This is a genomic window from Paenibacillus sp. FSL W7-1088, assembly GCF_037969855.1.
GTDB lineage: Bacteria > Bacillota > Bacilli > Paenibacillales > Paenibacillaceae > Paenibacillus.
In genome coordinates, this window is record NZ_CP150216.1 from 7,058,024 (window position 1) to 7,074,667 (window position 16,644).

Here is a 16,644-nt window from a genome sequence, read left to right on the forward strand (position 1 = left end):
TTTCGTTAGATCAAAATGTATACGTGCCATCTCGATCGCCACCGTTGTGCCGTCGCCAAAATGCCATACAGTCCAGTAACGGACTAACCAAGGGTACCTCTCACTTCTTTATGAACGCCCCCCTCCCCGGAAGCATCCACAAGCGATGCACCGATCCTCTGCCTCCATCCGCCATCGCGTCTTAATTTTGTTCAGATTTTGTTCAGATGCACTTCGTTAAATTAAGGACATATCTATCAAACTGAAATTAAATCACGAGGAGGAAGTAGTAGGATGAATAAAAACACCGTATTATATGACAAATTTTTTAAAGTAGCACTTGCTACAACGATTGCAACAAGCGCACTTACCGTTGTGGCACCGGACTATATAAAAGCGAGTGAGAATGGGGAAACGTTTACAGATATCAAAGCTGCTTCGGATTATTATGAATATGTGAATGAATTATTTGAGCGTGGTTTTGTTAGTGGTTATAAAGATGGTTCATTCAAACCAGGAGGATTGTTAACACGAGCAGAAGCCTCAAAAATTCTGGCACTCAATCTAGGCTTAAATGTTACCAAATCTTTTAATCCTACGTTTAAGGATGTTTCAACGAGTGACTGGGCATACCCGTACATAGAAGCATTAAAAGAAGCAGGTGTTATCGATGGCTTTCAGGATGGGACATTTAAACCGAACTCACCTATTACACGAAATCAAATGGCAAAAATTATTGTCAATGGCTATGGTCTAGAACCCGCCAAAGAAATTAATTTACCATTTACGGATACACAATTAAAAAATAATTGGGCCGCTCCATATATTCAAATCTTATATGATCTAGGTATTACAACCGGACAATCCGCCCTAAAATATGGTGGAATTTCGACACTAACTCGCGGAGATATGGCAGCATTTACAATAAGATCCGAGAAAACAACAGATTATCGTGATAACCGCCAACCAGATGAGAAAATTATTTTTGAAATTAGCGGCAATAAAATGACTATGGGTGGTCAGGTATTTTACATCAAAAAAGAGCTCCAGCCATTACTTCATTCAAAAAATTTAGCAGCGTTGAATGAGGCAAATTTAGATTTTATCAAAATTGGCACAAAAATTATCGGTATTCGTAACCTGGAATTGACCAATGGAGGAACTATTGATAACCCGCTAACATTGGATTTGGCTGGAGGTACTGTCGAAGCCAATATAACCATTGCAGGCGATTATATTAAGCTGGCAAATGCTAATATTACTGGTGATATTACGGTTAAAAAAGGTGACCAAAAGCAAATTGAATTAAATGGGCTTGCATTAAACGGAAACTTGATCATTGAAGGGGAAGCAAAGCGTGAGCAGAAATCAGTTATTAAGCTTACGAACACAACAGTAGATGAAATTGTTGTGAATCGTGACAACACTGAAATTGTCACGAACAAGGCTACACCATCTATTAAGGTTGGTAATAATGTATCAGGTATCGAAGTTGCCGGTAAAATTAATTCAATCCATTTTAATGGGAATCAGAACGTAGTCGTCAAAGGACAGCTTGAAACAAACCATTTAACAATTGAAACGCCAATAAAAGTAACGCTTGAAAACAAAGCCCAACTGTCGACAGTAGAAACGAAACAATACGGAAGTCAACTGATTGTCCCAAAAGACACTACAATTGATACTTTAATTAAGCCAGTAAATATAAAGCCTGAGGAAGCTGTAAAATACCCGGGAGGTATATCTTCAGCAATAAAAAATGTGACGAATACCGCGCAGGTAGAACGCTCTACCCCCCCGATAACTCCAACAACACCGACTGCGCCTTCGAGTGGAGGCGGATCTAATGGTGGCGGATCAACAGACGGTGGAAACAATGGGGGCACACCGAATCCATTTGTTTCACAAACTTTAAAAGCCAATAATATTGAAGATACAGACAACGAAGATCCACTTGCTGTAGGCATGATTGGTACAACAGTTACATCAAGTAATGGAACGGTCGCAACCGCTACCTTAAAGGATGGAGAGATCGTCATCACATCCAAAGGTCCGGGTACAGCTACTATTTCGATTAAAGAAGATGCACCTTCCTTAAAGGAAGCACAAATTATCGTAACAGTGGATGCTAGTGGTAAAATGACACATACGATTAAACGCCCTGTAGAGGTAATGCAAGATAAAATCAATGCAACACCAGCACCCGGTGCAGATGATTTAGTAAAACTATTTGAAGGTATTGATATTAAAGGTGTTACTCCAGAAAATATCACAGATGTAACAACCGCAGTGAAAAAAGCGATTGCTGAAAAAGGGAAGCCTTTAACAGAGAATGAATTAAAGTTAGTAGTCGATACGGCATTGCTCCCTTCACTTATTAAAAAAGAAAACCCAAGCTTAGAGCAGGTGTCCACTCCGCTTGATTTAGTTACAGTGGGACCGAATGGTACAAGCTTTAAATGGGATTCAGCTACAAAAGTGGGCGACCATAACGCAAGCATTGATCTTTCAACAGGAAACGTAATGCAAGATGATGCGGATAATGAGAATGATCAACTTTTGTTAAAGGTTACAGCAACGAATGGAAATGCAATCAAGGAGACTTCCATCGAAACTACAGTGTTAGAATCGAAAAAGCCTTACCTAGTGAGTGCCATTTTAAATGATATCGATAAAGACGGAGATTCTTCACCAGGAGATACAATTACATTTAAATTTAGTGAACCCGTTCGATATAGCGGGAACACAGAGGATCACAGTATTGATGAGCATCTTTTTGGGAAAGATTTCGTTTTTGGGATGGGTACTGATCAATATCCAATCAAAGCGGTTTGGTCTCAGGATGGGACAAGCCTCACCATGACCATCGGTGGAGACATTACCAGCGCTAATGTTTTTAAAGTTGGCTCTGATATTTCCCTAGTGGAAGGCTCAGTAAAAGATGCAAATGGTGGTCAAAGTATAACCAATTCGGTCAAATTACAGCATGTTCCATTTGCTCATGAAATTGTTCAAAATGATTTAACAGGCGACTTTATTTGGGAGAATGGCGCAGTTGTCAGTGAAGCAGCTGGGAAAATACAAAATTCAATGACTTTCTCACAGAATGGGGAACCAGTTGAAGGCTTGGAAATCTCATACACAGATGAAGATATCGCTCAAGGTTCCATCGCATCAGGTTCATTTTCACTCAAGTCTGTAACTGTTACAAAAAGCGGTAATTCGCAAAAAGTCGCTTTTGCAGACGGGGAAACTCTTAAGGTTACCACTTCGACTGTTTTACGTGTAAAAGACAGTACGGAAGTCGTAAATAGTGTTAATCATAACTATGTGAGAGATGGTTTGGTAAAAACAATAACAGTGGATGATACCGTAACAAATCCTATTTCAGTTCCTAAAGTAGCTTTAGCAAACCCTGTTATTATTGATGGTCAGAATAAATTGGAATTTACGGCTGGAGTGGCGGTCACAGCTTCTCCAAGTGAAGTTTTACTGAAAAATCTAACAGTTAAAGGTAGCTATTTAGGAACAGCACAAGATGGTGAACGTGGACCAGTTTATATAAGTGGATCTGCGGACGTTATACTTGATCATGTAACGGTGGATTTTCCAGCAGGTGGTGGTTATGGAGCTTCAGGGATTCTATTAAAAAATGCTAATGCAAAACTAGAAATAAAAGATACAACTATTTCAGTTCATTTTACGAATTCTGACAATAGTTCTTATTATGCAATTGGAGTACGAGCTGATGTAGAAGGTGCTTCAATAGACATTATTAATTCTACAATCTCATCAAATGGTGCAAACGGAGGTGCCAATGGTATTCAGACTTCCAAAGGTGCTACTGTAAATATCACTGATAGTACAATAAATGTGAAAACAAGTACTTTCCCTGGTACCGTATATGGGATTTACCTGGGAGAGGGCTCTAGTTTAACAACGAGTGGTGCTAGTGAAATTGTTATCACGGCTCCAGCCGCCAATGGATTTGGGATTGGAAATAACGTCAACTATGGAAATTTAAATATTTCAGATACTACTATATTTGATTTAGATGCTGCTGGTGCTGGAAAAACTAAAGATGCGTATGAGCATAATCCTGATGACTTGGCAGTACTTGATGAGGCACGGGCAAAAATGGATGAAAACTTAATTAAAGCCAGTAATCCAACCTTACAGGGAGTAACAGAGGCTTTAAATTTACCAACAGATGTAGATGGTGTTCTAGTCGAATGGACTGCAGATACAGTTGATGGTGCAACAGTCCATGCTGATGGAACGGTTACTAGAAGCAGCAATGACGATGCAGATGATCTGGTGACATTAACAGCTACATTTACACACAATGGGATGAAGAAAACGAAAGTTTTCCCTGTCACTATTAAGGAAAGTAAAGTTCCAACCCTTACATCAGCAGCATTAGTAGATCATAATGTTGATGGAAAAGCTAGTATGGGTGAAAGTGTTGAGCTGACATTTAGTGAACCCGTAACTTTCAGTCTACTATCTATCGGTGACCAAGAGATCGATCCGGGATCGGGAGTTTGGTCGGAAGATAAGAAAACGTTGACAGTAACATTACAAGCTGATATTACAGCGGCTGGTACAGTAACTGTAAAGGTTAATAACCTAGAAGATGCTGCCCATAATACTAAGGATGAAGACGTGGTGGAATTAACCATCCGATAGGTGTAAGTGCTGCAAAAGTAATATCTGTAGCTAAGAAATGTAGCTAAAGGAAGCACCCAGTCTAGGATCTTAACCTTGACTGGGTGTTTTTGATATGAATACATGTTTTAGGACCCTGATCCGTTGTTCAGATTTTGTTCAAGCGCAGTATGATAACATTCCAAAAGGAGTTGATTGAAAAAAACATTAACCCTATGATGTAAACATACATAAGAATTCACTCATATATGGAGGCATGATAGTGAAAAGGAATATCCTAATCATTTTGAGTATTATCATGCTGTTTGTTAGTGTCTTTTCACTTGGCAATTGGCATTATATTACCAGTAACCATTCCAAAATTGTACAAGATGGAACGGTAACGATATCCACTGAGCAATTACAAAGACCGGTTAAGCTGGAAGGTAATTGGTATTTTTATCCAAATGTTTTAATTCCTTCTTTGGAACAGATCAATAACGATCAGAATAAACGAATCACACTTGATGTGCCATTTAACTGGAGAGAGTATGTAGAGCCCAACAAAGAGGGAATTTCAGTTGGGACCTATTATGTCAAGGTACATGTACCAACGGAGGGGTTCTACGGTTTGTTTATACGGACTATTCGTCAAGCGAATCGTGTGTTTATAAATGATGTAGAGGTAGGAGCAAAGGGGAAGACAAGCACAGTTTTAAGTGAATATGGGTCCGAGAATGATGATAAATATACAGTTTTTGCTCGTAGCGAAAATAAAGAACTGAATATTGTTATCCATGTAACCAACTATAATTCCCCACAGGCTGGTATTGTCTATCCTATTGAATTTGGTACGATGGAAGTCATCCAGCACCAATATCGTTGGAAAGTATTTCTAGACGCATTAGTATCTATTGGGCATGTGTTGTTCGGAATCATTTATATCTTTACATTTTTACAGAATCGTAAACGCAAAGAAGAATTATTTTTTGGTCTTTTTACCATTTCATTGGGACTGTATATGTCATTTATTAATCAAAAAGTGTTTTTCCTGTTATTTCCCGATATCTCCCCCTTCAATCAATTGCGTCTACAGCTCAGTATTATTCCGATAGCGCTACTAACTTTAACGCTGTTTATTCATTCCATGTACCCGCAAGTACAAAGAAGAAAAACAATATATATGTTTATGATTTTACTTGGGGTTGTAATTATTTTTTATGGTATTTATAACCCAATTACCCAAAATCACAGAGCTTCTTCAGATTTGGAGTTGTTCCTTAGAAAAATGGCATATATCTGTGTTACGGCTCCAGTCATATTCTATAATCTATGGACTCTTATTAAAGTAATGTTACATCACCTTGAAGGCGTTCGTTATGTTCTAATCGTGATTTCGGCTATTAGTTGTTATACCATTTTACTGACTTTTAACTTTATAATGGGCGTTCCCATAGATTACACAGAATTCGCATTATTTTTACTAATATTATTCGGATTTGCTTCGTTATTAAATTCCCGTGCAAACCAGACTATTTTAAAAATCCAGGCCTTATCAGAGGAATTGCTCACACATAATCAAATGAAGGATATATTTTTACTGAAAACTTCTCATGAATTACGGACACCCCTTAACGGTATTTTAAATTTATCAAAGTCCTTAATGGAAGGAGCTCAAGGCCCTCTAAAACGGACTCAACAGGAGCAAGTCATTTTAATTCATAGTGTGACTCAGCGTTTAGGACATTTAGTAGAGGATTTGTTGTTCTCTTCGAATCAAATGACAGGAGAAGTAAGGGTTGCCCCTTCTAGTGTTTCACCCTCTGTTATTACGGAAGTTGTGTTAGAAATTCGTAGTGTGATGCCAATGAATCACCTAGTAAGTATTGATGCAGAGGTTGGTTCGAATTTACCGAATATGTACACAGACGAATTACGTTTTAAGCAGGTTCTATACAACTTGCTGCACAATGCCATTAAATATACAGAAGTTGGAGAAATCATTGTGAAAGCCTATGTCCATCAACATCAGATGGTCATCCAAGTAAGAGATACAGGCTGTGGTATTCCGGCACCAGATATAGACCGTATCTTTGATGCCTTTTATCAAGGAAATAATCATAAAAAAGAAGGGCTCGGTTTGGGATTAAGTATCACTAAAAACATTGTCGAAAAGTTAACAGGCGAGATTTATGTTACAAGTACGGTAAGAGAAGGTACTACATTTACATTTACAATGCCACTTGCTAATGGAGAGCATATGAGCATTGAGCAATCATCTACCGGGCATAGAACCAAAGAATTACAGCTTCAATTGCCACTCATGTATAAAGGAAATAATAAAAAGATACTTGTGGTGGACGATAACCATGTCAATATACAAGTTTTAGCCGAGGCGTTACGACTTAAGGGATATACTGTAATTGCAGTAGATAATGGTTTCGATGCAGTAGACTATATTAAGACGAATCAGGTAGATTGTATGTTAATCGATTTAATGATGAATGGAATGTCAGGTTATGAGCTGTGTAAGCAAGTACGAAAACAATATGATATGTTGGAACTACCGATTATTATCTTAACAGCAATCATGAAGCATTCTGATTTAGTGTTATCTTTACAAGTTGGTGCAAATGATTACTTACAAAAACCTATTTTAATGGATAAACTATTTATTCGTATTGAATCTCTGTTAGCCATCCGTCAATCTTCAATTGATGCAATTGAAGTAGAACTGAATTATTTGTATTCACAGGTCACACCGCATTTTGTCTACAACACGCTGAATACAATTATTGGTTTAAGCTATACGGATATGAACAACACACGAGAAGCACTCTACTGTCTTGCAACCTACTTCCGTGCCAAACTCAATGTCCATTACCGAAATAGCTTTGTCTCTGTCGAAGAAGAGGTAGAGCTTGTCAAGGCATACTTATATATTGAAAAGATGCGTTTTGGTGATCGTTTAAATATTAAATATGATATTGACGAGTCCATTCAATTTATGATTCCAGCACTCTCCATTCAGCCATTAGTTGAAAATGCTGTTTTCCATGGGATCTCTAAGAAACAAGAAGGCGGTACAATTGAGGTAAGTATTCAACGGGAAGGCCAATTTGTCCGAATTAAAATCTATGATAATGGTGTAGGTATTCCTGAGGAAAAACTTCAGAAGCTGATTAATGAAGAAAGCACACGTATTGGTTTTATGAATCCATTAAAGAAATTCAAATTAATGAAAAATGCAAGTTTACGTCTATACAGCGAGGAAGGAAAGGGAACAACTATTGTCGTTTTATTACCAGAGGGTGGTGGAGCATGAACATAATTATTGTTGATGATGAAAAAATGGCAATCGATGTATTAAGTATTATGATTAAACGGCTAACGCAATTCCAGGTTTCAATCCAAGGGACATTTACAAATGCAGTAGATGCCCTTGGTTTTCTGGAGAAAGAGGCCATTGAACTTGTATTCCTGGATATCGAAATGATCGATGTGCACGGTATGCAAATAGCTAGACAAATGTTACAAAAACACCCCTCCTTACAAATCATTTTTGTGACAGCACATTCGCAATTTGCAGTGGATGCTTTTGAAGTAGAGGCTACCGATTATTTATTAAAGCCCGTACATGAAAAGCGCTTGATTAAAGCGCTAACAAAAGCACAGAAAAAATCGCAATTACAAGTTAAGGTGCCCCCTATGAATAAAAAAAGCCTGTTCTACGCTCATACTTTAGGCAGTTTTTATCTGCTTGATCCTCAGCAAGAGGTAGTAAAATGGCGTACAAGGAAAGTACGCGAACTTTTTTTATTCTTATTATTTAATCAAAAAAGACCAATGTCAAATGCCATCATCTCAGAAGAGCTATGGATAAATTTGGACTTTGAAAAGGCCTCAAGTAATTTACATACCTCCATTTATCAATTGAGAAAGCTTTTAAAAGAAAAGGGAATACAAGACCCGATTCAATTAGTGAATAATCACTACCAACTAAATGCTGAAATTGAAAGTGATTATGAGGAGCTCATTCAATTGCTCGAACGGGAAAAACATGATGAAAAATCTATTCAACAGTTAATGAATTGCTATGAGGGAGATTATTTAGTGGAGGAAGATTATTTATGGGCTGTTCAAATAAGACTCCGGTTAAAGCAAGGTGTACTGCATGCACTTGAACAATATGTCACTAGCACAAACTCAGTTAATTCCTTATTAAAATTCAATTCTTTACAAATGATGCTACAATTGGATGAATTCAATGAGCAATATATGTTTTTATTGTTGGAATTCTTAATTGAACAAAACAAAAAACAAGATTGTTTAAAATTCTTTGAAACTATACAAGCAAAACTAGCTGAAATTGGTCTCTCTGTTCCCGAAAGGATTCATAGAAGATATAATGAATATTTGGTCAATGTATAAATTAAAGTAAAGACCAAGATAACGATGATGTGAAAAGCTTCAATACAGGCATTGTCATAACAGATTCCCAGCCTGCTCATACCCGCTTTCATACCATACACTCTGAGTTTGCTACGGCACTCTTTGGAAGCATGCTGAGCTCCACGATCCAAATGATGAGTGAGTCCAGATTCACATCTTCTCCACTCGAAAGTTCGTTAAACTAAAAAAAGCAGCTCAGTGAGCAATGCTGCATCCACAAAACTTGTTCTGGCTATAGACGAGTAAAAGGGGAGCCCCGCTATGTCTTCATGGTTGGGGCTCCCCTTTTGTTATAGATATGGTTATCTTATTTCTGTGCCGCAGCCTCAATGTCTGCATAAGCCCAGTGTGTTGCAGGTACGTCTGTAAAAGTTGGCGTAGTTACGCCTGCTGCCGGCGTCCGTTTGAACAGTACATTTAGCACTTTCACGGCTTCAGCACGAGTCAGTTGGCTGTCCGGTTTAAATGTACCATCGTTATATCCGGTCATCAGGCCAGCCGATTGTACGTAGGCAATTGCATCAGAAGCCCAAAGGTCAGCGGACACATCTGTAAATCCAGCACCACCTGTTGCTTGTGTTGTGCTGTTTGTTGCGTCTGCGCTTTGTTTCTGTATCCAGCGGTATGCAATGGTCGCCATTTGTGCACGGGTAATTGAACCCTCTGGCGCAAATTGAGTGGCCTTCATACCGTTCATAATGCCTGCGGATTGCGCTTTTTCAATATCGCTTGCTGCCCAATGAGTTGCAGATACATCGTCATAGTTTACAACGTTCGCAGATGCGGTTCCCACTTCATCAGACAGATTACGAGCCAGCATTGCTGCCATTTGCGCACGGGTTACGAATGCATCCGGACGGAAATCCGCACCAAATCCGTTGATATACGGGCTGTGCGAGCCTTGAGAAGCTTTCAGTCCATCCACCACAACGAGCGTGAACGTGCTGAATTTGTTAACTGTAAACTTGATGCCTTCACTGGAATCGCTGAGATTCACCCGTTTGCCTTGAATCAACTCTTTCGTACCGTCACTGTGTTCAATGTACACAGCCAGGTTGTCCAAAGCTTGCTGGCGGGCAGCAGGGTCAGTTGGCAGACTGTCGCGCAGCGGCAATGTCAGTGTTACTTCATGGCTTTGCATATTTGTTTCGATTTCAACGGGACGAGCCAGTACTTTCACGTTTGAATTTGGAGTAATCTGTTGAATCAACTGCTCTTTCTTCGCACGTTCTTCCACTTCTTTGCGCTCGGATTCCTTCTTCAACGGAACAACGCGGAAGTACAGATCCTGGTCGAATCCGGCAATTGACTTCGTTGGAACCGAGATAATAGCGTTCTCTGTGGAAATCTCAAGGTTAAGCCCACCATCATTCAGCTGTTTCACCGCTGCTTTTGGCAGTTCAATGCGTGTCTCGGACACAGCATCTTTGGCGTCAGGGATGATAATGCGTGCCGTGTTCATGTTTAATTGCTTCGCTTTTTCCACCGATTCCTTGGCACTCGCCTCAGACATTTTCACGAGGTCCTTGATCGTGCCGTCGGCCTCGGTTGTACGTGTAATTGGCGTTTTGGTCAGGTTTGTTCCATTAACCCCGTTCACATCAACGACGATCTGTTCCTGCTTGGTTGTTGGCGTAGGCATGGAGGTTACCGGTGCAGTTATGGACGTTCCACCACCTGTGCTTCCACCCGAGTTAGGTGTTGAACCATTACCACTACCATTTCCGTTATTGCTATCGCCATTTGCCGTGAAGACAATCTTCACCGCGCGTCCTGGCAATAAGTCACTGATGGCTTTGTGACGAACCCATACCGTTTTGTCACCGCTAAAATCAAATTTCTGCATAGAGGCAACATCAATCCAGGTCAGTTTGCCGTTAAGAGAAATCTCCATCGTGTCATCCAAGCCAATTATGGTGTTGTTGATGTCATTTCCCGTTACATTCGGGGCCGTAAAGAATCGGTTGATCACATATTGTAGATTCCCAACATCCTCGTAGCGGTCTTGTTCATTAAGCACCCATTCTGCCAGTTCTTTTTTGCCTTCCGGGCTAAGTTCAGCTCTTTTGGACAAATCAAGTTCACCTGTAAGATTGAATTTGTATTGGTCAAAGAAGTTGTGTCCATTAAACTGTTCATTCATGGTTGTCTCAAGCCATTGATTCATCTGATCTATAGTCGTGGCATTCTCGATAGGTTCGAAAGGCATTGATAGCAGTGCCAGCAGAAAGCGCGGATCTGCAATCTCTACTTGAGCCTGTTTTGCAATGCGTTCCAATCCCAATAAATGCAGGTACTTAAAAGCGAAAATTGGTTTGTTTACTTCGCTTAATTGTAGATGATGATTTCCAACAAGACGAAGCATATCTGTCTCAGGGTCTTTAAAATGATCGGGTCCTTCAGACAGTTTCTGCGCAAATAGGTCCAGCTTGTCCTGAAGTACGCCCAACCCTCTCTGCTCCCAGATCAACTGAGCTTGTACAGCAAGTTCAATCATATATTGAACCTGTTCCTTACTTTCATAGTTCTTCTTGATATTATCAATCAGGAACCCAGCCACATAATCTTTGACCTGCTTAGATAAAGAACCATATTCATTGGGGAAATCAATACCTAACTCCTGGTTCTCCATAGCCAGACGCATAGCGTCTATATTTTTGTCGACCCTTGCAGTATTTACAGCAGCCAATGCATCAGCTTCATTTCCAGGGAAAAATTGATTAAACGCGTTCTGAATGGCTTCAAAGCTGGTATATCCACCAATCGGTCTCTCAGTAAGCATTTGATCAGCCAACTGCTCCTTCTGTTCTTGCGTCAGGTTATCCATTTTTCTTGTATCCAAAGCGAAGCTCGTTATCGAATTTCCTGGATTCGCTTCGTTATAAGTCAGAATATTCTTATGAATTGTATTTAATTTATCCAGTGACGTTACCATTTCCTCAGTGGTGTTTGCACGATTAATGAAAGGTGTTTCTTCCACAACTGTGTCTATATACCTCAAAACACTTGAAATGGAAGATGTTGTTTTGAGTTTAAGTTCGTATAGATAAGCCGTTGTGCGTTTATCTACCTCGGAAGCAGAGCGATATGCAGCAATAAGTTGATAGAAATTAGCTTCAGCACTCGGAAAATCAAAATGATTTATTCTTTCTGCTTGCTTACTATACAGGTCATTAAGTGCAACTACTGCATTCGGTCCATCGATTTGGCGAGTCACTTCAAGAGCTGTCAGAGCTAATTGCACAAAGAACTCAACTTGCTCCTTGTTCTCATATCCTTTGCTTGTTGGCGCCTCGATATCTAATAAGTATTCTGCAATAGCCTCCTGATCTTCTGCAGGCAAAGATTCAAAATCAGGCGTTTCAATGAATTGCTTGTTACTAAGCAGCAAGATAGCTTCTTGGATAAAATCATTGCTGTTACCCCGGTCTGCTTTCTTTTTGAGCTCATTATACTGATCCAGTGCACTCAACTGCACAGTGAATTCAATGGATTGCATTTGATATGCAGCTTCCAAATATCGATCTTTAACAACGACATTGAAATAGTACGTATCGCCTTCGATTAGATTTGTAATTATTTTTGAATATGTACCAGTTGTAGATTCTGAACCATTAATAGGATCACCGTAGGAATGTCCTGATGTTCCGCTAATTTGTTGCATGTCTGTAAGATCAGGAGCATTAGATATGTAAACCTGGTAATTTACATCAGGTGGGGTAGAAGATTCGGATCGTGCATACTCCCACTGAAGTTCTATTGAGTTCTCGTCCACATACTTTATCGTTAATAGACCATTATTCCCTGGTACCGGATACGATGCCCCTGCATTTACCTTTCCTGCTGGTGCTGCCAACCATGGAGCTACTAACACCAAAATGAGCAACACACTTATTAACTTCCTGTATTGCATATATTCTTTCCTCCCTCATCTCACTTCTCAAAATATAGGCCTATTGTAGTACACAGTTCTGAACGGATTCTGAACATCCACTCCAATAAACGGAAAAAAATCCGGCCTGCAGGTGAAAAACAGACCGGATTTCAAATATTTTTCGTCATTATTCATCATTTTTACTGCTGCAAGTAATTATAGAGACCTACATTGCACAAAATTTAAGATAAGTTTCACGCTCTCTGCAACCCTTCACCGCTCCTTGCCACAACAAACAGGTAGACGCATCAAATCATCGTATATCCTCCATCCACAAACAATGTGCTTCCTGTCGTAAATGTATTCGTCATTAGGTACGTAACCGTATGTGCAATCTCCTCATTATAGCCCACACGCTTGAGTACAGACAGTTTCTCATAGTCTTTGAAATGTTCGCCGCGAGGTGTACCCTCCTGTCCCTCACGCCAGATGGTTCCGGGGGATACGACATTCACGCGAACAGGCGCAAGCTCCACTGCAAGTGCTTTGCCCAGACTTTCAATTGCTCCGTTACACGCAGCGTAAGAGGCACCGCCCTCCAGTGGGCGTTGGCTAAATCCGCCCGACATTAATGTGATCGAACCCGAAGCTGATAGATATGGAGCTGCGTATTTGGCAGCAAAATATTGAGGCCAGAACTTGCCCTTGAAGCAGCTTTCGGCCGTCTCCCGATCTGAAATTAACGGGCCACGGGTGTATGCAGCTCCAGGGGTGAACAAATGATCGAACTCGCCAACCTGATTGAAAAATTGTTCGATTTGCTGTTCATCCTGATTGTCCAACATATAAACTTCGATGGACACCGCACCAGTCTTGGCTTTGCCTGCGATCTGAGCAATCTGTTCCCTCGCTTCTTCCAGCCTGATCTCCGATCGACCTGCGATAACTACATGTGCACCAGCTTCAGCAGCCTGAATTGCCGTTGCCAACCCAATCCCAGAGCTTCCTCCTATAATCACGACACGTTTATTTTCCAATGTAAATGGACTCATTCTGCATCTTCCCCTCGTATAGCTGGATCTTTCGTTTTTCTAGCATTTGTTCATTATTATTGAAAAGATTAGCCCTGAACAGTACGCAATTGGATCGTACCAGGTACGAAAATTCGTACTATGGGAACCAGATGACACAGTTATTCCTGCCCAATTCACATAGACAAACAAGCGGAACGCGAAAAAATCAGGTATGATGGAGTTACATATCGTTATTTAAATCGAGGTGAATACTATGGATTTACAGGAACCACGGTTACAAGGTGTACTCATTACGTTGGAAGCCATTAATGGAAAATGGAAACCGCTTATTCTGTTTATTTTATTGAAGGAAGGCACGAAGCGATTTGGTGAACTAAGACGCATGATTCCCGATGTAGCGCAGGGCACGTTAACGAAACAACTTCGCGAGCTGGAACACGATCAGATTATTGTACGCACTCTCTATGGCGATGTTCCACCGAAGGTCGAGTACAGCCTGTCCGAACACGGGCAGACGATTGGTACACTGTTGGATGGCATGTGCGGCTGGGGCAAGGCACATCTGGAATACTTGAACGGAACCAAGCAAATATTTACTGCGGAGAAATTAGTCGGGGAATCACATAACGAAGCGAAAACTGAATAAAAACTCATGCCTTCCTCTCTGTTATCAGACAGGACGCCAGTATTGCCATCTGTTATGAACAGGCTACCCCGCATAACCGAACCACAGAATGTTAAGAAATCAGACCCAATTTCAGCACTCTCGCAATATTCTCGGTTGTACGCTCCACATTCTCCGGGCCCTCACGCAGAAGTCGCTCCAGATCAGCCGCACCCGGCACAATACCGAACACCGCGTCAATGCCTTCAGTGTACAACGTATCTATCCCCTCACCAACGTAACCTGCAATGGCGATAACCGGCTTGCCTGCTTCCTTGGCAGCCCGCGCTACACCGTAAGGGGTCTTGCCAAATTTCGTTTGAAAATCAATGCCGCCTTCGCCCGTAAACACCACATCCGCATGTACCAGCTTGTCACGCAATCCAGTGTATTCAATGACAATTTCAATTCCTTTACGCAACACAGCCTGTGTAAAAATCAAAAGCCCTGCGCCCAAACCACCTGCCGCACCTGCACCCGGCACATCACGTATATCCTTGTGCAGCTGCTGCTTCACCACATCCGCATAATGGGAAAGATTCGCATCCAGCACCTGCACCATCTCCAGTGTAGCCCCCTTCTGCGGCCCAAACACCCGTGAAGCGCCATGATCTCCGCATAACGGATTAGTTACGTCACAGGCGACAATGAGCTCCACATCCTGCAATCGCTCATCCAAGCCGGACACATCGATATGCGCCAATTGGTCAAGTGCGCCGCCTCCCCTTGCAAGTGGCTGTCCGTGCGCATCCAGAAACGTCGCGCCAAGCGCTTCGGCCATGCCTGTACCCCCATCGTTGGTCGCACTACCACCGATTCCGATAATGATTTTGCGAATACCCTGATCCAGACACACCCGAATCAGCTCTCCCGTGCCATAGGTTGACGTGCGAAGTGGGTTCCGGGTTTCCTTGGTCACCAGATGAATGCCGCTCGCTGATGCCATCTCAATCGCCGCGGTTAACCCATCGCCCAGAATGCCATATTGCGCTAGTACAGGCTGTCCCAGTGGCCCGCTTACCTCTCTCTGGTGAATTACACCGCCAGAAGCATCCACCAGCGACTGCACGGTCCCTTCGCCTCCGTCAGCCATCGGTACATGAACATAGTTGGCGGCTGGGTAGATTTTACGCAATCCTTTTTCCATCGCCACACATACTTCTTTCGCTGTCATGCTCTCTTTAAATGAATCCGGTGCCAGTACAAATGTTGTCTCTCTCATCTTCTCCCACCCCATCCGTGTTATTAAAGGATAGATCCTTTTTGTTGAACACGCTTTCATTATAGTTGCTGGTGAGCCAAATAAATATTGATGATCAGACGAAATTCATTGTGCATATGCACAATGAATAGTGGCAAGACCGAATATCCTGCCACCATTACACTAACGTGCGTCGCTGCTTCCTAGAGCAGCACACGGTGTTCCATTATATTTTTCATACTGATATGGGATTTGGATGGACCAAGCTTCACAAGCGAGTCTTGGAACTCAGCAAGCTCTTCAATGGTTGCCGTCTGTACCTTGATCAGATAATTGTACTCACCGCTAATCCGATATAGATCCGTGACCTCAATAGCCTGTTCACAGAAGTGAACGAATTCCTCACAATGCTCTGTTTTGAGTAAAATAAAAGTCGTTGTCCCACGATTTAGTTTGGCCAGATCATAGATGGTTGAATATCCCGATATGACCCCATTTTCCTCCAGTTTGAGAATTCTCTCCTTGACTGAAGGTTGGGACATGTTCACCTCTTTGCTAATCTGTACAATTGGCATGCGTGCATGGTGCTGCAGCAGTCGCATAATTTGATGGTCGATCTCATCTATAACATAACCCATTTGTAGTCCCTCCTGAGCATCAGGCTAATTTAATAAGTTTTTTTGGATAAAAGAGCTTATAAATTACAACTCTCACCCCATTATATCCTTTGATATCGCATGGTTCCAATGCAGCGTTCCCTTTATACTTTAGAAAACAATCTGAAGAAGGAGTG

Annotated in this window: 8 protein-coding genes; 4 read left to right on the plus strand and 4 right to left on the minus strand. The window is 41.3% G+C overall.

Annotated features, from left to right (window positions below):
* Positions 1-273: 273 nt before the first annotated feature.
* From MKY42_RS31750 to MKY42_RS31760, 3 genes are all read left to right on the plus strand, one after another.
* Positions 274-4,668, plus strand: a complete 4,395-nt coding sequence (locus tag MKY42_RS31750) for an S-layer homology domain-containing protein (RefSeq protein WP_339847530.1) — start codon at positions 274-276, stop codon at positions 4,666-4,668.
* A gap of 241 nt (positions 4,669-4,909) precedes the next feature.
* Entirely contained in the window at positions 4,910-7,951 is a 3,042-nt protein-coding gene (locus MKY42_RS31755; RefSeq protein WP_339847532.1) for an ATP-binding protein, read from the plus strand.
* Positions 7,948-9,057: a response regulator gene (locus tag MKY42_RS31760; protein ID WP_090902927.1), complete on the plus strand. Its 1,110-nt coding sequence runs from the start codon at positions 7,948-7,950 to the stop codon at positions 9,055-9,057. Before MKY42_RS31755 ends, MKY42_RS31760 begins: the two co-directional genes overlap by 4 nt.
* Before the next feature lie 328 nt (positions 9,058-9,385).
* Here MKY42_RS31760 and MKY42_RS31765 read toward each other — a convergent pair whose 3' ends face one another.
* Both MKY42_RS31765 and MKY42_RS31770 read right to left on the minus strand, forming a co-directional pair.
* The gene (locus MKY42_RS31765; RefSeq protein ID WP_339847537.1) at positions 9,386-12,991 is read right to left on the minus strand and encodes a DUF4073 domain-containing protein; all 3,606 of its coding nucleotides are present in this window, start codon (positions 12,989-12,991) and stop codon (positions 9,386-9,388) included.
* A gap of 269 nt (positions 12,992-13,260) precedes the next feature.
* Positions 13,261-14,004 (minus strand): SDR family oxidoreductase, encoded by a 744-nt coding sequence (locus MKY42_RS31770; RefSeq protein WP_090902923.1) that lies wholly within the window; start codon positions 14,002-14,004, stop codon positions 13,261-13,263.
* Positions 14,005-14,239: 235 nt separating this feature from the next.
* On the opposite strand from MKY42_RS31770, the gene MKY42_RS31775 reads away from it, so the two are divergent.
* On the plus strand, positions 14,240-14,632 hold the full coding sequence (locus MKY42_RS31775; protein ID WP_090902921.1) for a helix-turn-helix domain-containing protein: 393 nt from the start codon (positions 14,240-14,242) through the stop codon (positions 14,630-14,632).
* 91 nt (positions 14,633-14,723) lie between these two features.
* Here the strand turns inward: MKY42_RS31775 and MKY42_RS31780 are convergent, their stop codons facing one another.
* Positions 14,724-15,872 (minus strand): glycerate kinase, encoded by a 1,149-nt coding sequence (locus MKY42_RS31780; protein WP_090902919.1) that lies wholly within the window; start codon positions 15,870-15,872, stop codon positions 14,724-14,726.
* 182 nt (positions 15,873-16,054) lie between these two features.
* Positions 16,055-16,489 (minus strand): Lrp/AsnC family transcriptional regulator, encoded by a 435-nt coding sequence (locus tag MKY42_RS31785; RefSeq protein ID WP_099857887.1) that lies wholly within the window; start codon positions 16,487-16,489, stop codon positions 16,055-16,057.
* Between the last annotated feature and the right edge of the window lie 155 nt (positions 16,490-16,644).